Here is a 19,334-nt window from a genome sequence, read left to right as displayed (position 1 = left end):
GACTATACCCGGCTTTTTGCCGCGCCAGTCTATGTGTCCAATCCACCATTGGCGATCCGCATACATTACAGAATAAAGCGAATGTACTTCTGCATACGTAAACGGAGGTGAAACGCGGTGTCTGTCGAGAAGCATATGCTGGCAGCAGGAACTCCCTATGCCACACCTTATTATGTCGTTAGCAGTGCAGCGCCCGGTCCTGTATTTATGATCATCTCCGGCGTTCATGGCAATGAACCGGCTAGTACCCGTGCGGCACAGGGGATCGTAAACCGGTTCAACCGCGGAGAGTGGGTTCTGCGCAGAGGGAAGCTGATTATTGTCCCGCTGGTGAATGTATCCGCACGGCGGAAGGGCATCCGCGGCAAACCTGATTTGAACCGTACCTTTCCGGTGGGTACAGGCGCTAAGGCGGGACACCCGCTGTCAGCAGCAGTGTTTCAACTCGCCAAGCGTTACCGTCCATCCTGGTATCTGGACCTGCATGAAGCGAACGGGCTGTCACAGCTTAATCCGCGGCGAGTAGGGCAGACGCTGATCATCAGCACGGGCAGCCGGGCGGCAGGCATCGCGAAGCAAATTGTGAAGAAGATGAACTTGTCGATTCCTAATAGAGCTTACCGCTTCAATATCCGCCGCCGCGAACGTGCCGGAACTTCACGGATGGCTATGCAGCGCCTGCTCGGCGCGAAGGCTGTTACGGTGGAAACCTGCTGGAGTCTCAATTTCTCCTTAAGGGTGCGGCTGCAAAGCGAAATTGTCAGCCATTTCCTGCGGGCTGCGGGTTTAACCGGTTAGTGCGTTAGTGCCCGGTGCCGTGTTGTTAAGCAGAACCGCGTACCCCTTGAGCTTCTCAGGATCGGTTCCCGGTTCCAGTGAAAAATACACTCCCGTAGCTTCCTTTGTAGACAGGAGTGCCGAGTGCTTTCACCCACTCTTGATACAGCTTCCCGGAGCTGCCGTTTCGCACAATCACATAATCCGGGTGGTCATATTTCACGATATCAGGCAAGTATTCGGAGAAGCCGTACATCGAGCGTTCGAAAGCATTCCAGCCCATGATCCCAATCGAAGCCTTGGTGATAAAAGGGTCCTGGCGCCCGTCACAGAGCACATCCCCGCCGCGGAACATCACATATCCTGAAGACCCATAGCTGGACAGCACCTTAGGCCGCCTGCCTGCCGGTGTATGCTCCAGTACATAGTTCATCTCTAAATCCGGGTAATCTGCAGCAGCTACCACCGGCGGAACCGCGAAGATATATACAGTGTTGATCAGCAGCCCGGCGGCAAGTCCAAGGGCAACCGCTCTTCTGCTTGTCCGCAGCCTGAGTTTACCCGGAAGCGGAACTGCTTCGAAGAAGACGGCCGCGAAATAAGGAATGAACAGCCACATGAACAGATTCTGCTTGAAATTTGATACTCCGAGATAGAGAATGCCGGTCATCAGGAAGAAGCGGAACGGCTTCCGCTGCAGGGAGAAGGGCAGGGTGGCCGCGAAAAAGAGCAGCAGAAGCAGAATCGGCAGCTGGTCCGGCCGGCTGAAGGAAAGAGGCTGCCATTCATTAATGAGCAGATTGTAGTTATTGCGTGTGACGGTGAAGATAAACAGCAGTCCTTGAAGTCCTCCCGGATTCGGAAGGCCGGCCAGCAGGACCAGCAGGAAGACGGCAGCCCGCTTCCAGCTGAGACTGCGTGCAATCAGCGATTCCAGCGCAGCCATGCCCGTAAATACGGCAATCACCAGCCATACTCCGGTGTGGACATTGGCAACTGCACAGGAGAGGAGGATCATCGCCGCCGCATATCTGGTTCCGGGCTTCAGCTGATATTCCCGCAAGCAGATGAAGAACCAGATGATTAGCGGAGAGGAGACCATCTGCGGCCGCCCTTTGAAATAGTTATAGTAGATCCAGCAGGAGATCAGCAGGACAAAGGGCAGCAGCAGAATATGCTCCTCCTGGAGACCCAGCTCTTTGCGCGATACTTTTCCCAGACGGATAAGCCCCATAATTAATCCAAACAAGCATAAGGCGGTCAATAGGTAGATTCCCGGCCATCCGAACCACTGATACAGTGGTGTGATCAGCAGCTGAAACCCGGCTTCATGGGGGATATACGGCAGCTTGTCTCCATAAAAAGTATGTATCGCATGATGCAGCACCTTCCCGTGCTCAAGCATGTAGCGTCCGACCTCCAGATGCCAGAACGTATCCGGATCATTAAAAGAGTATTTAGGCTGCAAGAGCAGGATAACGACAGCCGAGAGCAGCCCGCAGGCGAGCGGGTATACGGCAGTTTTTCTGGACATATGAACTCCCCTCTGTGTAGGCACCGGTTTCTGCCTCCCTATAGCTTCACCACTTCCCATAAGTGTATCGATCAATACGTTACCGGAGTTAATAAGTGCGAAGCAGAGGATTGACACAACTGCACATATTGTATATATTAGATATATACATTAAATACAACTAACCCAAAGGACGCTGGTGCTGCTGCATGAATATTTTGATATCAAGTACGTCCGGTGAACCGATCTACGCCCAGATTGTGGGACAAGTCCGACAGATGATTCTGCAAGGGGAGCTGGTCTCCGGTACACCGCTGCCATCCATCCGCTTATTGGCCAAAGAGCTGCAGATCAGTGTCATTACCACGAAACGGGCTTACGAGGAGCTGGAGCGAGAAGGGCTGATTAACTCTATTGTCGGCAAGGGCTCTTTTGTCTCCGGGGCAGATCAGGAATATATCCGGGAACAGCGGCTGCGGATTGTGGAGGGCAAGCTGAAAGAAATCATTGATGAGAGCAGGCTGCTGGGCATGGAGTACGCCGAACTGGCGGAGATGCTGAAACTGCTCTATGAGGAGGAACAGGAATGAGTGATGTAATTCGGCTAGACCACTTAAGCAAGAGTTACGACCGGTTTGAGCTGCGGGATATCTCATTGTCCCTCAAGGAGGGATTTATTACGGGGCTGATCGGCCCGAACGGCGCAGGCAAGACCTCGCTGATCAAAATGATGATGGGCATGATCTACCCGGATCAGGGCAATATCCTCATGTTCGGCCAGAATAACCAGCTTAATCAGGCAGCGGTCAAGGAGCGGATCGGGTACGTCTCGGATGAGAATATCTATTACGAGAATCTTACGGTCAAACAGATGAAGAAGGTTATGGCCCCGTTCTACACCCAGTGGAATGAAGATACATATATGAAATATCAGGAGCTGTTCAAGCTTCCGCCCGGCAAGAAGATCAAGGACTTGTCCAAGGGGATGAAAATCAAATTCTCGCTCGCAGTTGCCCTGTCCCATGATGCAGACCTGCTGATTATGGATGAGCCTACCTCGGGGCTTGATCCGATCTTCCGCAGAGAGATGCTGGAGCTGCTCAGTGAGCATATTCAGGACGAGAAGAAGTCGATTCTGTTCTCCACCCATAACACAATGGATCTGGACCGGATTGCTGATTATATTGTATTCATCAACGAGGGACGGATTGTTTTTAATGAGATGAAGGAGAGTCTAAGCGAGCAATATCTGCTGGTCAAAGGCGGGAAGGAGCTGCTCGACCGGGATGTCCGGCGCTGGTTCGTCGGCATCCGCGAGAGCGGGCTGGGCTTCGAGGGTCTTATCAGCAACCGTACAGAGGGTGAACGTTATTTCAGGGATACCGCTATCTGCGAGACCCCTACACTTGAAGAGATTATGTATTTTACGGTAAAAGGAAGTGAAACGCATGTATAGCTCCCTGCATCTGATCCGCAAAGACTTCATGCTTACCCGGAAATTCGTACTGCTGCTGATCCCGTATTATGTGCTTATGGGATATACGAATGCGGAGGCTTATACCTTATTCTCCCTGTTTCCGGCAATGCTGCTGATCATCAACTCCTGTACAATCGATATGCAGCATAACAACCAGAAGTTTCTCGTCAGTCTTCCGGTACCGAGGCAGCGGCTGATTCTGGCTAAGTATTTATCGCTCATTCCTTTCTCGATGTTCAGCCTCATCTGCACTCTGATGCTGTATGTGTTTGCGATCGCGACGGGCAAGCTGGATGCCCCGCTGCGCTGGAGGGAGCTCGGACTTTCGATGGCAGCTTTTCCGCTGATCGCTTCTTTCTATTTACCGCTATACTACTGGCTGGGCCAAAAAGGGATGCAGGTGGTAAATTTCGTCTTTATTATGCTGATCATGCTCAATTTAACAGCATTACATAGTGTGATTGAGCGGTTTCCGGCACTTTCAGATTGGATTCAGACCGGCAGGGTGGACAATGTCCTGTCTGCTGTCATCGGTGTGTTGGCTTATCTTGTTATCATCTATGGCTCATATCTGCTTTCCCTGCGGATTTTCGTGAAAAAGGATGTATAGCCCCAACCGTTAGCTCCCCGGATGATCTCGGAATATTCAGAGATCATCTTTTTTTTGTCATAAAATTCGGATCTAAAGTCATTTACAATATGCCCCCCAGGGGGATATATTATGATAATAGTTCTCATTAACTACAGAGGAACGGGAGTGGAGGTAATGGTGGAATATATGCTGGAGAAACCTGAGAAAGCAGCGTCCTGGAAGACTATTTGGGATAAGAACGGCGGGATTCTGATTGCTGCTGCCTGTCTGGTGTTGATCGGTCTTGCCTGGAGTCTGGAGCATATGGGTTATGGGGCAGGCGCGGTGGTCATATTCGTGCTGGCTTATGCCGTCGGCGGATACCGTAAAGCCTGGGAAGGGCTGGAGACATTGATTAAAGAGAAGGATCTGGATGTAGATCTGCTGATGGTGGTGGCGGCTGTCGGGGCGGCAAGCATCGGCTACTGGTTGGACGGCGCAGTGCTGATCTTCATCTTTTGTCTGAGCGGTGCACTGGAGGATTACTCCATGGAGAAGACCAATCAGGATATCGCTGCCATTCTGAAATACCGTCCGGAAGAAGCGGTGCGGCTGATTAACGGGCAGGAAGAGAAGATTCAGGCTTCCGTACTGCAAAAAGGAGATATCGTGCGGGTCCGGCCCGGTGAGCGCATTCCCTGTGATGGCATCATCACTGAAGGGAGCTCCGGGGTCGATCAGGCGACGATAACCGGTGAAGCGAATCCCGTAGACAAGACGCTGGATGATGCTGTATTTGCCGGAACGATGAACGGACAAGGTGCGCTGTGCATTAGGGTAACTCAGGCGGCGGAGGATACATTGCTCTCACGGATTATACATATGGTACAAGAGGCGAAGAATGAACTTCCGCCAAGTCAGCTGTTTGTGGAGCGGTTCGAAGGAATATATGCCAAAAGCGTTGTAGGTATCGCCATCCTGCTGATGGTGCTGCCTCCATTTCTGCTGCACTGGACGTGGGAGGCTACAATCTACCGGGCGATGATCTTTCTCGTCGTCGCTTCACCCTGTGCGCTCGTTTCCTCGATTATGCCGGCCATTCTCTCAGGTATTTCTAATGCCGCACGCAAAGGTGTGCTGTTCAAAGGCGGGATTCATCTGGAGCAGATCGGCAATGTCAGTACAGTCGTTTTTGACAAAACCGGTACCCTCACTGAAGGCAAACCCAAATTGACCGATATCCGTCCAGCGGAAGGATTCGCGGTAGAGGAGCTGCTGCTTCTGGCGGCTTCGCTGGAGAAGCTGTCACAGCATCCGATTGCCAAGGCGGTCGTTGATTATGCTGAGAACAAGGGGATTACGCTTGAACCGGCTTCCGCCATGCAGGCTGTAACAGGTATGGGAGTCAGCGGACAGGTGAACGGCATCCCCTGCAGACTTGGCAAAAGAGAGCTGCTGCTTGGCCTTGCTCTAACAGACGAACAGCTGAAGCAAGCGACCGCACTGGAATCTGAAGGCAAGACGGTGGTGTTCGTTGAACTGGGCGGCAGGTATGCAGGCATGTTCGCCGTCCAGGATATTCTCCGCTCCCAGGCCTTAGATGCGGTCCGTCAGCTGAAGCAGATGAACAAGCGCGTCGTAATGCTCACCGGAGATGCACAGCATACAGCGGAGGCTATTGGAAGATTAGCCGGAATTGAGGAGATCTATGCGGGGAGGCTGCCGGACGGCAAGCTCGAAGTGATCCGCAAGCTCAATCAGGCGTATGGCAAGGTGGCGATGGTCGGAGACGGTGTCAATGACGCTCCGGCACTTGCTGCGGCGTCTGTAGGAATTGCCATGGGGGCTGCCGGGAGCGATGTGGCACTGGAGACAGCAAATGTGGTGCTCATGAACGATGATATTACCTTAGTCCCTTACGCCATTATGCTCGGCAGACGTACCAGCCGGGTTATTAAGCAGAATATCTCCTTTGCCTTGGCCGTTATTCTAATTCTGGTCTTATCCAATTTCGCCGGTGGGATTAACCTCCCGTCAGGGGTGGTCAGCCATGAGGGCAGCACCCTGGCAGTCATTCTGAGCGGGCTACGGCTGCTGCGGTAACAGAAGCCGGATAAGTATACCTCTTCAAGGTAGATTCAGTTCCCGCTTTCTTGTTATAATACACAGGCAGGGTACGCTCACCTTATGAAGACAGAACAGAAGCCGGGGTGTAACTATGGAACAGGAAGCAAGCGAATCCCACCAGCATGACGAGGATTATGAACATAAATACCGCAAGCAGATCGTTAACCGGCTGGCCCGCATTGAAGGCCATGTCCGTGCGGTGAAGGAGATGACCGCTGAGGATCGTGACTGCTCCGAGGTGCTGCTGCAGATTGCAGCGGTTCAGAAGGCGCTGGACAAAGCGGCAAAGCTGCTGTTGAAGGATCACTTGGAGAACTGTGTGGTCAAAGCGGTTCATCACGGCAATCAGGATAAAGTGCTCGAAGATCTGAACAAGGCGCTGGACAATTATATCCGCTGAACAGATATGCTAACACAAATGACCTCAGCTTCCACACTCAAGTGGAGGATGAGGTCATTTCTGCGGGACTCAGCGGAAGGTGCCGCCCTGTTCCAGATTGTCGATGAAGTCCTTGGCATCCTTCAGGGATAGATTCCGAGCTTCCCGCATCACCTTAATCGCCTGAATCTTCTTGCCCTCGGCGAGCAGCAGATGCAGCCTCCGCTCCAGGTCAGGAGCGATCTCCGGATTCTGCACGAACAGCGGGGTCGGAATGCCGGCCATCCGGTTTCCCGCAGCCATAGTATTCCCTGCAGATCCCCCATATGCGTCCCTCTGCGCCAATTGAGACTCAAGCTCTGCTACACGCTTTTTTAGGCTGAACACGCTTAACATAAGCAGCAATGCAAGAACCAAAGCCAGAATCGCGATAATATCCGTATTATCCATTGGTGATGCTCCTTCCTGCCATTCATAAGCATCGATCGAAGTACAAATGCTATCATATCTTACTACCCGATAAGGAGAAGAATGAACACTTCACTCCTGAATGTTGCAGCCTGACTCATGCAGAATGTCATATCCTTCTCCATAAAATTATGATATTTTTATGCGAATTTCAAATATTCATGCAGACGAGGGGGTTTACCGGTGATCACTCCGCACAATCTTGAAAAGTATTATGTAAGAATCGGCCGGCTGAAGCAGCGCTATCTGTCAGAGCGCTTTGAGCAGGATCTTCCGGCATTCGGCTCTCACCTGGAAGCAGCCCAGTGGTTTCGCGGGATGTTCCCGGGCGAATTCATCTTCGTAGAGGAGATGGAAGCCGCTAACGCTGAGAGCTACTACTTGTATGACATCATTCACGACCGGGAGCTGTGGGAACGCAGACAGCAGGATCTGAAGGTCAAAGGCACCGCTTCCGGACTTGGGATGCTGCTATGCACCCAGCGGGTTGATATTTACGAGGACGGCTCAGTGCAGATCGCTTTTTAACAAGATAATGTTGCACGCAAACGAATCATATGTAAGATTAGATGGTGTATAATCATGGAGAAGGAGGTGATCACATGACTGACTTCTTTAATCCGGGACCTCACGCGAATTCGACTGATCCCGGCGGGCATAAAGCCAACCATGACGTGAATGCGCAGAAGTATCACACTGAAGGCCCTCCAGGCTTATGGAGACAGATATCCGATCTGGTTATTGCAATAGCTGTCATTGCCTTTTTCATTTTTGTGATCATGTGGATCTTTTGATCGTTCTTCCCAATAAGCGGCAGTCCAGGACTGGTTTCAGGCTCGTGGTGCATCCGCTTTTTTGTTGTTTTGCAAATCACTTCAGTCAAGCATTAGCGAATAAATCCAGAGAGAATGGAAACGACAATATTTTCAATAATAGATAAATATACGTTTTAATTTGAAAAGTCTGCAATATAAGGGTGCAGGCTTTTTAATTATTTCAATTTTGTGAAAATTAGCAGATTAAGGAACCTAAAAGGCGGAATTTATTAAAAAAAAGTAACAAAATTAATAGTCACACTATATTATTGATAATAGCCTATAAACAAGTAGTAAAAACCTATTATTGTTAATTATGTAAACTTGCATTTGGGAATAATGCAGCCGCGCGATTCTGTTAAATGAGATGAACGAGAGGACGATCCGATGAAAGCTCTAATGATGGGTAATGAGGCAATTGCCAGAGGCGCTTATGAAGCAAATTGTAAAATCATTTCATCCTATCCCGGTACACCGAGCACGGAAATTGTCGAGAGCATCAGTGTCTACGAAGGCGTATATGCCGAATGGGCACCTAACGAAAAGGTAGCCCTGGAAGTAGCAGCAGGCGCCTGTATCGCCGGTATCCGCAGTCTGACCACTATGAAGCACGTAGGGGTGAATGTGGCGGCAGACCCGCTGTTCAATATGACCTATGAAGGTGTGAATGCCGGTCTGGTTATTGTTTCGGCAGATGATCCGGGGATCCATTCCTCCCAGAACGAACAGGACAACCGCATTTATGCCAGTCATGCCAAGATGCCGCTGCTCGAGCCGACCAGCTCCCAGGAATGCAAAGATATGATTCTCGAAGCCTACGAGATCAGCGAGCGCTTCAACACCCCCGTCCTGTTCAGGACGACAACCCGGGTGTCCCATTCGAAGGGGATTGTTCATTTCCGGGAAGACTTGGCGGTGGAGGAGAAATTCAAGACCTATAAGAAAAATAAACTGGACAGGCTGCTCCTTCCGGCCATCTCCAGAAAGCGGCATCTGGAAATTGAAGCGAATCTTCTGGACATTCAGGCCTACTCCAATTCTTCCCCTCTAAATGTAATAGAGTACAGCTCCCCGGAGATCGGCATTGTGACAAGCGGAATATCCTATCAATATGTCAAGGAAGTGTTCGGAGATACGGTATCCGTGCTGAAGCTGGGCATGAGTTATCCTTTTCCGGACGAGAAGGCCAAAGAATTCGCTGCATGGGTCAAAACAATCTATGTGGTCGAGGAAGGCGAGCCATTCATCGAAACCTCACTTAAAGCGATGGGGATTGCCTGCACCGGCAAGGATATCATTCCTGTCTGCGGCGAGCTGAATCCGGAAATTATCAGAAAAGCGATCACCCGCGAAGAGATCGGCTGCTATGAGGGAGTGAACGTGCCGCCAAGGCCGCCAAGGCTGTGCGCAGGCTGCGGTTATCTCGGATTGTACAGCGCCGTCAAGCAGCACAGGGACATCATTGCCGCCGGAGATATCGGCTGCTACACGCTGGGCGGCACCGAGCCGATCAAGGCGCTCGACACCGTACTCTGCATGGGCGCTTCCATCTCAATGGCAACGGGCATGCAGCGGACACAGGATTTCAAACCGATGGGCAAGAAGGTGTTTGCCTTCATTGGGGATTCCACCTTTTTTCACTCGGGTATGACCGGACTGCTGAACGCAGTCTACAACAAGACCCCGATTGTCATCTGTATCCTGGACAATCGCTCCACATCTATGACCGGCAATCAGGAGAACCCGGGCACCGGACGCACGCTGCAGGGCAGCACGTCGGAAGCTATACGGATTGAAGATATCGTGCTCGCACTGGGCATTAAACCGGACAACCTCAGAATATTAGACCCCACCAACCTCCAAGAAACACAGCAGTGTGTGGACACAGCCAAGCTCAGCACTGAACCATTCGTAATCATCTCCAGACATCCTTGTGAACTTCTCAAAAGCAAAGCGGAACCCAAAAATAAATACGTCATTGACAATGTTACCTGTGTAAATTGCAAAAAATGCACCATGCTGGGCTGCTCGGCAATCAAAATCGTGGACCGGCAAATCATCATCGATCAGATGGATTGCAAGGGCTGCAGCATCTGCCAGCAGGTATGTCCCTATGACAGCATTAAGGAGGCTTAAGCAACCTATGACAGCAGCTACAAGCATAATTTTGGCCGGTGTGGGCGGAAAAGGTGTCATCACTGTAACCAATGTTTTGTCCCAGGGACTGGTTGCGCTCGGGTATGACGTGAAGGTCTCCGAGGTGCACGGCATGTCGCAAAGAGGCGGAAGCGTACATGCACAGGTTCGTTTTGGCGACAAAATTTACTCTCCCCTGATTGAAATGGGCACAGCGGACTATATTGTCGGCTTCGATCAGATCGAAGCGCTGCGCTGGGGGAGCTTCCTGAAACTGGAAGGGCGGATGCTCGTCAATCTGGCAGAGCTGAATGAAGATACATACAAGGGAAAGTACGATGACAGCTTCAGCCGGTACAAGCATGTCACTTATGTCGAAGGAACAGCCATTGCCAAGGAAACGGGAAATGTGCGGAATGAGAATTTTGTCATGCTGGGCGCGCTGCTGCAGGCGCTTGGCTTTGAATTCGATGTCTGGAAGAGCACGATGGAGAAGTATATCAAGAAGCAGTACCAGGAGGACAGCATTCTCTCTCTGCTTAGAGGGATGAGGGAACAACGGGCCGTGGAAGAAAAGGAGACGGTATATGAGCTCTAAGGCTTCGGCAAGCAAGCTTAAGCCGCGGGGGGCTGCAGCAGGGCAGGATGTGGCGATTGTCGGCATCGGCTGCAGATTTCCGGAGGCGGAGGATTACAGCAGCTATTGGAATAACATGATCAATCATGTGAATTCAGTCAAGCCTATCAGTTATGAGCGCTGGCAGAACGGCAGATACGGGCTGAAGAATGAGGCGGACCTCGGCTGGGATAATGAGCAGTTTGTGAAATACTGCGCTTCATTATCCGGTATCGACAAGTTCGACAATGCCTTCTTTAACTTGTCGCCCCGGGAAGTGGCGAGCATGGACCCCCAACAGCGGATTCTGCTGGAAGAAACATGGCATTGTCTTGAGGATTCTGGAATTCCGCTGGCGGAGCTCCAGAAGGAACGAACTTCTGTGTATGTCGGAGTTACCGGCAATGACTACGGTCTGATTGCTCTGACCGGGGGTGAGCAGGTCGATCATTATGCGGGCCTCGGCAACTTCGAGTGTATTGCGGCGAACCGCATCTCGCATTATCTGGGCCTGACCGGAGAGAGCCTCTCTCTGGATACCGCTTGCTCCTCCTCACTGGTTGCTGTTCACAAAGCAAGACAGAATCTCCAGGCCGGAGAAGCAAAGTATGCCATAGCGGCAGGTGTGTGCCTCGCCTATCATCCTTGGCGTTACGTGACCTTCTCCAAGTCGAATATGATGAGCCGGGACGGACAATGCAAGGCTTTTGATGAGAATGCGGACGGATTCGTGCAGGGAGAGGGCGTTGGCGTCCTGCTGCTGCAGAAGCTGGAGGACGCAGTCCGGGACGGCAACCATGTCTACGGCATCATCCGGGGAACGGCAGTGAACCACTGCGGCGCCTCACAGACCATCGCTGCACCGAGCATGAAAGCGCAGAGGGAATTGGTTGAAGCCGCTTTGCGGCAAGCCCGGGTTGACGCTTCGACCGTCAATTATATTGAGGCGCATGGCACCGGAACCGCTCTAGGCGATCCGATTGAAGTCGAAGCGCTGACCCAGGTGTTCAGACAATACACCGATCAGGAACAGTTCTGCACTATTGGCTCGGTCAAGACCAATATCGGCCATTTAGCAAGTGCCTCTGGCGTTGCCGGGATCATCCGGGTGCTGTTGATGATGAAGCATAAGACCATTCCCAAGCTGCTCAATCTCACCGGCCTGAATCCGCTGCTGGACTGGGAGCATACCCCGTTTAAGGTAGCCACGGATAACACGGAGTGGGTTCCGGTCAATGAACAGACCCCGCTGCGTGCGGGTGTAAGCGGCTTTGGCTTCGGAGGAGTCAACGCCCATGTGATTCTTGAGGCTTACGAGCCGCCGAAGCCGGCCAGAGCCGGCAGAAATCCCGCGTCAGGCGCGCAGCTCTTCACCCTCTCTGCTCTGAACAGAGATAGCTTGAACGGGAGTATAGCAGCCTGGAAGTCTTACATGAATTCGCCGGAGGTTACGGATGCATCCATCGGTGAATTATGCAAAACACTGCTTGCAGGCAGACGCCATTGCCGGGAATTCAGAATCGGTGCTGTCGTCCGGAGCAAGCAGGAGCTGGCAGAATTTCTGCAATCCGCTGCCTCCGCTGTCGAGAGACTGGAACCGGGCCGCAACAGCTGGTCGGTTCATTTCACCAATGTCATCTATACGGGATACACAGAGATTAAGAGCGTAATGGAAGAGCCATATATCCGCGAAGTTCTTGAAGAGGTTATTGCCGAAACTGAGCTGCGCGGAGGGCAGGCCGCTATCCGGAGTGGCATTTCAATTGCCAAATGGAACAAGGATAAGCTTGCTGCCTACTCTTTCTTGATTAATTATACGCTGGCTAAAGTCCTGATTAACCTGGGAGTAGAGGTTGCGTCCGTGAGCGGTGAGCAGCAAGGAACGCTGCTCGCTATGGCGGTCAGCGGAATGATTACGCCTGCTAAGGCTTTTGATATTCTGACCGGCAGGGCTACTCTTGCGGAGTCAGTGCTGCAAAGACCGGAGCTGACCTTCATAGATCCTGTTCATCAAGTGAAGATCCGTCCTATTAATATCGGCACAGCTTACATTGCTGAGCTGCGCAAGGTATGCATCACAGGTGCTGACGTTGCGGCATTCAGGCATTATGTGGAGAAAGCCAGGATACTCAGCCGGACCCAATTCACCTTTAAGAAATATTTGCGGGATTGGGATCAAGTCCCGGCACTGCAGGCAGCGAATCTGTCCGCAGACTCGCTGCTGCATCAGGAGAAGTTGTTAGTTGCCGGTGAAGGCGGACCGGAGCTGGAGCGGCAGCGTGTTCTGCTGCTGTTAATCGCCTACGGCTCACTGCTGAAGCTGAATCAGAAATGGGATTTGTCGGAACGAATCACCTTAAGCGATGAGCGGCTGAATGAATGGGTCCAGCTTGTTCTGGATGATGTGATATCCAAAGAAATGGCAGTCCGGCTGTTAACTTCTACTGATGAGGAAGAGGCAGGAGTGCTTGAAGCTGTCCGTGATCTGCTCAACGAACGGCAGGAGCAATTAAATCTGAAAACCCCTTACACCTGTCTGCGTGAAGCCAATCATCACATGGCGGAAATTGCCGATTTCGCAAGCTGGAGAGAACAGCTTCAGGAACAATGTGCCGGGCAGAGCGTCTTGCAGTCTGAGGTTATCAGGCTGTATGCAGGGAATAAGGAAACGGCTGCGTTATCGCTTCCGAATGGCGGAATCTTTGGATTCCAAGAGGTTCTGCTGAAGCTATGGCAAGCTGGAGCGGATTTGGAATGGAGCAGGCTGTATCCCGGCGGCAGCTTCATGAAGCGGCCATTACCCGGCTATGCCTTTAACCGTTCTTCGCATTGGATGGCGGCCCCTCAGGCCGCTCCGGCTCAGAGCCATCCGATGATTGATCTGGCGAAGTCCAGTCCGGAGCGGCTGCTGTTCGTGAAGACACTTAAAGTGAGCGATTTCTATGTTGGCGAGCATATTGTGGATGAACGGGTGATATTGCCGGGAGTCGCTTATCTGGAGATGGTCAGGGCGGCCGGCGAATTCGCGGCCAGGACGCAGGTGCATTCGATTAAGGATGTGCTGTGGGTAAACCGGCTGGAAGTGGCTGATACACGGGATGCCTATATTCAGCTCACTCCCGAATCAGGGTATTTGAAGTTTCAGGTATACACCGCTGAGAAGGGTATCCAGCTTATTCATTGCACTGGCAAGCTCTATACCGGGGTTGGACCGCAGACGGAACGGCGCAGCTTCAATCTTGACGATATACGGGCCAGAGGCGGAGCCAGAATTGCTAAGGATTTCTGCTATAACGAGGTGTTTGCCGGCTCCATCGGCTTTCAGTATGGGCCAAGCTTCCAGGCAACGACCGAAGCCCTCTGCGGAGGCGGAGAATCGCTGGAGCAGCTGGATCTTCCTCAGGACCTGCTGCCTGCATTTAGCCAATATGTGCTGCACCCGTCCCTTGTCGATGCCGCGCTGCGGGCAGTGACCTGGATCGGCGGAGCCGAGGCATACAAGCAGCTAAGATTGCATATCCCGTTTGCGCTCGGTGAAGTCCGCATCTTCGGCAGTCTTACGCCAAGCTGCTATTCCTACGCGGAGATCGTGCCGGAAACCGCAGGCAAGGCAGCGGGCATGAAGCGGTTCAATGTCTATATTCTGAATGAGCAGGGTGAAGTGCTGGTGGAAGCCAGAGATTTCACGATCCGGGCCATTCAGGGCAAGAATCCGGTGAATGCGGCAGGCCGCATCCACCTGTATACCGAGCGCTGGCAGGAAGCTCAGCTTCCGGAAGCCGGGAGGTTTGCTGTCCACAGTGAAGTGAAGAGTAGGGCCGAAGTGAAGAATGTGCTCTACTTCGCACGGGACAAAGGGAACGTTCACCGGCTGGCAGAAGCATTCGCCCGGGAGCATACGATGCTGGACAACATCATTATTGTGAATCCGGGAGCGGACTACAGCGCAGCAGCAGAAAGTCTGGAATATAGCATCCGGCCTGCACGGGAAGCGGATTATGGCAAGCTGCTCACTGAGCTGCTGGCTAAGGGGATAAAGATTGACGCTTTTCTGTATGAGTGGGACTGGGAGCAGACAGATATCCTGAACGCTTTTTATCCGGTTCTGTATCTGTTCAAGGCGGTTACACAGCTCTATTCACAAAATCAGGTCCGCTTCCTGCTGGGCGCGGTCCGTGGCGGCAGTCAGCCGGAAGCAGGGATGCTGCGGGGGTTGTCTAAGGCCTTTCAGGCCATCAACCACAGCTTCATCCCGTCCGTGATATATTGCGAACATGCTGATGAAATACCGTTCAACGCGGCGCAAGAGCTGCTGTACCACAAGCAGGCGTCCTTTGTGGAAGCTTCTTATGCAGGCGGAGCCAGAGCCGGCCGCGCGATCCTTCCGCTGGAATCGTTGCCGGTAGCTGAATTCAGCGGTTTCCGCAAGTATGGAACCTACCTGATTACCGGCGGCATGGGTAAGCTGGGACTTGCCGTGGCCGAATTTGCCCTGCGGCATTATGAAGCCAATGTGGTGCTGACCGGAAGATCCGCGCTTGATGAACCGAGAAGCCGTGAGCTTGAACGGCTGCAGAGTTATCCCGGGCAGGTTATTTACTTGCCTGGCGATATCGCGAATCGGCAAGCTGCCGGAGAGATCGTGGCGCAGGCCAAGGAGGCTTTTCATTCCATTAACGGCGTCATTCATTGTGCCGGAGTGCTTGGTGAGCAGCCGCTGCTGGAAGCCAGTCCTGAACAGATGGCCGAAGTGCTGCTGCCCAAAGTCCAGGGAGCAATCAATCTTGATGAAGTTACGCAGCAGGATAAACTGGATTTCTTCGTGCTTTTCTCGTCTATTTCCGCAATCATTGGAGATTTCGCCAGAGGCACTTATGCGGCGGGCAACAGCTTTCTGGACCGTTTTGCCGTGCTGCGGACAGAGCAGGTTAAGGCGGGTATCCGCTCAGGTGCATCGCTGTCCATCAACTGGCCGGTGTGGAATGACGGCGCGATGCAGTTGTCCGGAGCGGAAGCCGTACAATACCGTCAGCAAGCCGGAATGGAGCAGCTGGATACACAGGCCGGTCTTGAACTGCTGGAGCAGCTGGTCACTACGGGCGAGTCCCGCATTATTGTTGCCTGCGGGGAGCGGCAGCAGCTGAACCGGGTACTCGGGGCAGTTACCGCAGCCGTTACAGAAGAGAGGCCGCAGCATGAGAGGGTGCTGAATTCTTCCGCGCGGAGTGTTCATGAGCGGCAGCAGGGAGTGGTGCCGGTTGTTCAGGAGCAGCAGAGAGCAGCCGCACCGGGCGGGGCAACAGCTCCGGTGAAGCTTCCGGTTCTTTCGGTCCAGCAGCAGCCACAGAGCAGTCTTGTCAGCACTGTTCGGGTAGAGGAGGCTGTTCAGCAGTATCTGAAGGGAGTCGTATCTCAGACGACCGGGATTCCGGCAGCGCAGCTTAACATCTCGGCTGACTTCTCCAGCTACGGTATCGACTCCATCATGATCATGGAACTGAATGGAATACTGGGCAAGGATTTCTCAGATTTGCCAAGCACGCTATTCTTTGAATACAGCACAATTGCAGAATTGACAGCTTTCTTTATGGATAACCATACGGAATTCTTTCAGAAGTCCGCCGGAGCGTCTGAACATAACCGGGTGGCGGAGCAGCAAGGAGCGATTGTGGAAGTAGCGGCGGAGGAAGTGATGCCAGTGGTGGTGTCTGACGAGGAGATTATTGTCCGCGAAGCGGCGGTGGAAGAGGAAGTGGAAGTGGCTCCTGCTATTTCCCGGCATCCGGCTGCGGAAGCAGTAAGCGGAGACATTGCAATTATTGGACTAAGCGGACAGTACCCGATGGCGGATACGCTGGAGGAATTCTGGGAGGTGCTAAGCCGGGGCCAGGATTGCGTCACGGAGATTCCGCCGGAGCGCTGGGATTACCGCAAGGATTACCATCCTGAGAAAGGCAAGCCGGGCAAAGTGTACACCAAGTGGGGCGCTTTCATGAAGGATGTTGAGAAGTTCGATGCCGGCTTCTTCCATATTTCCCCGCGGGAAGCGGAGCTGATGGACCCGCAGGAGCGGCTGATGCTCCAGTCCACCTATCACACGCTGGAGGATGCGGGAACTGCCCCGGATACGCTCTCCGGCAAGAAGGTTGGCGTATTCATCGGCGTTATGAATTCCCATTATCAAATGCTCGGCGCCGAGCAATACATGAACGGGCGGCTGATGGATGTACGTTCTTCGTTCGCGTCCATCGCCAACCGGATCTCATATCATTTCAACTTCAAGGGACCGAGCCTGGCCATTGATACGATGTGCTCGTCGGCACTGGTAGCCATTCATATGGCCTGCGAGAGTATCCGGCATGGCGAGAGTGAAATGGCGGTGGCTGGAAGTGTCAACACTATTGTGCATCCGGCCAAATATATCTTCCTGGCCGATCAGAGGTTCGGCTCCACGGAAGGCAAGTGCCGGGCCTTCGGCCAAGGCGGCGACGGCTATGTTCCCGGCGAAGGCGTCGGTGCGGTCCTGCTGAAGCCGCTGGAGGCGGCGCTCCGCGACGGTGACCCTGTATACGGTTTAATCAAAGGAACAGCGGTCAATCACGGCGGCAAGGTCAGTTCTTATACCGTACCTAATCCAAATGCCCAATCCGAGCTGATTGAGGAGGCGCTGCGGAGGTCGGGGGTGCATCCCGAACAGATCAGTTACATTGAGGCCCATGGCACCGGAACTGCGCTGGGAGACCCGATCGAGGTAGCCGGGTTAACGAAGGCCTTCAAGAAATTCACCGCCAAAACGCAGTTTTGCGCCATTGGCTCGGTCAAGAGCAATATCGGCCATCTCGAATCGGCAGCCGGTATGGCCTCCTTGACGAAGGTGCTGCTGCAAATGAAGCATAAGCAGCTGGTGCCTTCAATTCTCGCGGAGCAGCTGAATGAGAATATCGATTTCGCCAAAACGCCGTTCTATGTGCAGCGTTCTCTCCAGCCGTGGGAACCGCTCACGGAGGAGACGCCGGATGGGCTGAAGGTTCAGCCGCTTAGGGCGGGCATCAGCTCCTTCGGGGCAGGCGGCACCAACGCCCACATCATTATTGAGCAATATGAGCCGGACGTAACCCCTGCGGCACGGAATGAGGAGCAGCTCATCGTGCTGTCCGCCAAGAGCAAAGACAAGCTGCAGGCGCAGGCCCGGCAGCTCGCGGCATTTATCGGCCGGCACCGGAAGCAGGGCAGGGTTTCGAACACAAGTGAGCTAATGGCAGCCCGATTGCAGGCTGTTCAGAACCGCTGTCTGAGCGCCGTCGCGGAAGTGCTTGGCGTGAACCCGGGGCAGATCGACAGCGACGAAGACCTGACAGAGCTGTGCACGGATGCTATACACCAGGTTAGGCTGGCCGCCGCCATCAAGGAGCTTTTCCCGGAAGACGCTGCCGATAATACGCTGCGGGCCAACCGGTCGCTGCGTGAGCTGATGAATCATCTGGAGGCGGCTGAGTTTAGCCGGAGGAATGCCGGAGCCGGCTCTGACACCGGGACTCATGCCGAGAATATTGCGGCTGATGCGGCGGGAATGGATGCCGGTACGGACGAATATACCCTTCGGCTTGAAGATGTCGCCTATACGCTGCAGGTTGGGCGGGAAGCTTTTGCCGAGAGAGTGGCTATTGTCAGCCGGAATATCGGGGAGCTGAGGGAAGTATTGATCCGCTTTGCCGCCGGAGAACCGAATTTGCCGGATGTATACACAGGCAGCCTGGACCCTCAGCGTGATATTGCCGCTGTTTTGTTCCAGAACGAATCCGGGCAGCAATTTATCGGCAGCGCTGTACGCAACAGACAATTGCCGCAGATTGCGCAGCTGTGGCTGCTGAAAGCGAAGATTGACTGGAAGCTGCTGCATGATGAACGAAGCCGTGCACGGGTGATCCCGCTGCCGAATTATATTTTTGACAAGAAGAGATATTGGATCGGCAATAGCTTCTCGGAGGCTGCCGCCGAGGCAAGCAGATACACGCCCGAAGCAGAGCCGGAATGGAAACCGGAACCGGCCAATGATAAGCAAAACAAGAGCATTCGGCCACAAACTCCACAAACTTTGAATATGGCGGAACCGGTTGAATCTGCACAAGCTTTTGAGAGTACGGTGGAGCAAATCCTGAACCGCACGCTGGAGGAAGTCATTTACATGGAGTCCGAAGGGATTAACGCCGATCTGCCCTTCTCAGAACTAGGCGTGAATTCTGTGCTTACGCTGGAACTGGTAGACAAGCTGAACGACCGGCTCGGCCTTGCGCTGCATTCCAATGATCTGTTCAACTATAATACGGTACGGCTGCTGACGGCCCATATTCTGGAGACAGCAGGAACCGTAGCAGCATCCTCCGGGAACGCCGGGCTGGCGGTGGATGGCCCTATTGATCTGAATGAACTTGAACTCTTACTGGAGGGGAGCTGA

General features: G+C 53.1%; 13 protein-coding genes. 11 read left to right on the top strand and 2 right to left on the bottom strand.

Features of this window, described 5'->3' with window-relative positions:
* Nucleotides 1-117: 117 nt before the first annotated feature.
* On the top strand, nt 118-798 hold the full coding sequence (locus PBOR_RS18770; protein ID WP_042214230.1) for a M14 family metallopeptidase: 681 nt from the start codon (nt 118-120) through the stop codon (nt 796-798).
* Between the two features lie 55 nt (nt 799-853).
* On the opposite strand, the gene PBOR_RS18765 is transcribed toward PBOR_RS18770, so the two are convergent.
* Nucleotides 854-2,311 carry a hypothetical protein gene (locus tag PBOR_RS18765; protein ID WP_042214227.1) on the bottom strand — a complete coding sequence of 486 codons (1,458 nt, stop codon included), beginning with the start codon at nt 2,309-2,311 and terminating at the stop codon, nt 854-856.
* Between the two features lie 188 nt (nt 2,312-2,499).
* Here PBOR_RS18765 and PBOR_RS18760 point away from each other — a divergent pair, with 188 nt between their 5' ends.
* The 5 genes from PBOR_RS18760 to PBOR_RS18740 all read left to right on the top strand — a co-directional run bounded on the left by PBOR_RS18760 (nt 2,500) and on the right by PBOR_RS18740 (nt 6,865).
* Nucleotides 2,500-2,880 carry a GntR family transcriptional regulator gene (locus tag PBOR_RS18760; protein WP_042137658.1) on the top strand — a complete coding sequence of 127 codons (381 nt, stop codon included), beginning with the start codon at nt 2,500-2,502 and terminating at the stop codon, nt 2,878-2,880.
* The gene (locus PBOR_RS18755; protein WP_042214224.1) at nt 2,877-3,746 is read left to right on the top strand and encodes an ABC transporter ATP-binding protein; all 870 of its coding nucleotides are present in this window, start codon (nt 2,877-2,879) and stop codon (nt 3,744-3,746) included. Before PBOR_RS18760 ends, PBOR_RS18755 begins: the two co-directional genes overlap by 4 nt.
* Nucleotides 3,739-4,377, top strand: a complete 639-nt coding sequence (locus tag PBOR_RS18750) for an ABC-2 transporter permease (protein WP_042214222.1) — start codon at nt 3,739-3,741, stop codon at nt 4,375-4,377. The genes PBOR_RS18755 and PBOR_RS18750 overlap by 8 nt, the downstream gene beginning before the upstream one ends.
* A 111-nt stretch (nt 4,378-4,488) precedes the next feature.
* Nucleotides 4,489-6,441, top strand: a complete 1,953-nt coding sequence (locus PBOR_RS18745) for a heavy metal translocating P-type ATPase (RefSeq protein WP_245647825.1) — start codon at nt 4,489-4,491, stop codon at nt 6,439-6,441.
* 115 nt (nt 6,442-6,556) lie between these two features.
* Entirely contained in the window at nt 6,557-6,865 is a 309-nt protein-coding gene (locus PBOR_RS18740; protein WP_042214220.1) for a metal-sensing transcriptional repressor, read from the top strand.
* Between the two features lie 69 nt (nt 6,866-6,934).
* Here the strand turns inward: PBOR_RS18740 and PBOR_RS18735 are convergent, their stop codons facing one another.
* Nucleotides 6,935-7,294 (bottom strand): ribosomal protein L7/L12, encoded by a 360-nt coding sequence (locus PBOR_RS18735; protein WP_042214218.1) that lies wholly within the window; start codon nt 7,292-7,294, stop codon nt 6,935-6,937.
* Nucleotides 7,295-7,495: 201 nt separating this feature from the next.
* On the opposite strand from PBOR_RS18735, the gene PBOR_RS18730 reads away from it, so the two are divergent.
* The 5 genes from PBOR_RS18730 to PBOR_RS35575 all read left to right on the top strand — a co-directional run bounded on the left by PBOR_RS18730 (nt 7,496) and on the right by PBOR_RS35575 (nt 19,334).
* On the top strand, nt 7,496-7,840 hold the full coding sequence (locus PBOR_RS18730) for a hypothetical protein (protein WP_042214215.1): 345 nt from the start codon (nt 7,496-7,498) through the stop codon (nt 7,838-7,840).
* A 74-nt stretch (nt 7,841-7,914) separates the two neighbouring features.
* On the top strand, nt 7,915-8,106 hold the full coding sequence (locus PBOR_RS18725) for a hypothetical protein (RefSeq protein WP_042214214.1): 192 nt from the start codon (nt 7,915-7,917) through the stop codon (nt 8,104-8,106).
* 408 nt (nt 8,107-8,514) lie between these two features.
* Nucleotides 8,515-10,263: an indolepyruvate ferredoxin oxidoreductase subunit alpha gene (gene iorA, locus PBOR_RS18720; protein WP_042214211.1), complete on the top strand. Its 1,749-nt coding sequence runs from the start codon at nt 8,515-8,517 to the stop codon at nt 10,261-10,263.
* 7 nt (nt 10,264-10,270) lie between these two features.
* Nucleotides 10,271-10,861 carry an indolepyruvate oxidoreductase subunit beta gene (locus PBOR_RS18715; protein ID WP_042214209.1) on the top strand — a complete coding sequence of 197 codons (591 nt, stop codon included), beginning with the start codon at nt 10,271-10,273 and terminating at the stop codon, nt 10,859-10,861.
* Nucleotides 10,851-19,334 (top strand): SDR family NAD(P)-dependent oxidoreductase, encoded by an 8,484-nt coding sequence (locus PBOR_RS35575; RefSeq protein WP_052429552.1) that lies wholly within the window; start codon nt 10,851-10,853, stop codon nt 19,332-19,334. Before PBOR_RS18715 ends, PBOR_RS35575 begins: the two co-directional genes overlap by 11 nt.

The sequence above is a fragment of the Paenibacillus borealis genome (assembly GCF_000758665.1).
In the GTDB taxonomy this organism is placed as follows: Bacteria; Bacillota; Bacilli; order Paenibacillales; family Paenibacillaceae; genus Paenibacillus_AQ; species Paenibacillus_AQ borealis.
Note: the sequence above shows the minus strand (reverse complement) of the source record. Positions and strands in the feature narration are given on the sequence as shown.

Excerpts from the sequence above, each read along its gene's own strand:
- PBOR_RS18765 (WP_042214227.1), bottom strand. The coding sequence starts at position 2,311 with ATGTCCAGAAAAACTGCCGTATACCCGCTCGCCTGCGGGCTGCTCTCG.
- PBOR_RS18760 (WP_042137658.1), top strand. The coding sequence starts at position 2,500 with ATGAATATTTTGATATCAAGTACGTCCGGTGAACCGATCTACGCCCAG.
- PBOR_RS18755 (WP_042214224.1), top strand. The coding sequence starts at position 2,877 with ATGAGTGATGTAATTCGGCTAGACCACTTAAGCAAGAGTTACGACCGG.
- PBOR_RS18750 (WP_042214222.1), top strand. The coding sequence starts at position 3,739 with ATGTATAGCTCCCTGCATCTGATCCGCAAAGACTTCATGCTTACCCGG.
- PBOR_RS18745 (WP_245647825.1), top strand. The coding sequence starts at position 4,489 with ATGATAATAGTTCTCATTAACTACAGAGGAACGGGAGTGGAGGTAATG.
- PBOR_RS18740 (WP_042214220.1), top strand. The coding sequence starts at position 6,557 with ATGGAACAGGAAGCAAGCGAATCCCACCAGCATGACGAGGATTATGAA.
- PBOR_RS18735 (WP_042214218.1), bottom strand. The coding sequence starts at position 7,294 with ATGGATAATACGGATATTATCGCGATTCTGGCTTTGGTTCTTGCATTG.
- PBOR_RS18725 (WP_042214214.1), top strand. The coding sequence starts at position 7,915 with ATGACTGACTTCTTTAATCCGGGACCTCACGCGAATTCGACTGATCCC.
- iorA (WP_042214211.1), top strand. The coding sequence starts at position 8,515 with ATGAAAGCTCTAATGATGGGTAATGAGGCAATTGCCAGAGGCGCTTAT.
- PBOR_RS18715 (WP_042214209.1), top strand. The coding sequence starts at position 10,271 with ATGACAGCAGCTACAAGCATAATTTTGGCCGGTGTGGGCGGAAAAGGT.
- PBOR_RS35575 (WP_052429552.1), top strand. The coding sequence starts at position 10,851 with ATGAGCTCTAAGGCTTCGGCAAGCAAGCTTAAGCCGCGGGGGGCTGCA.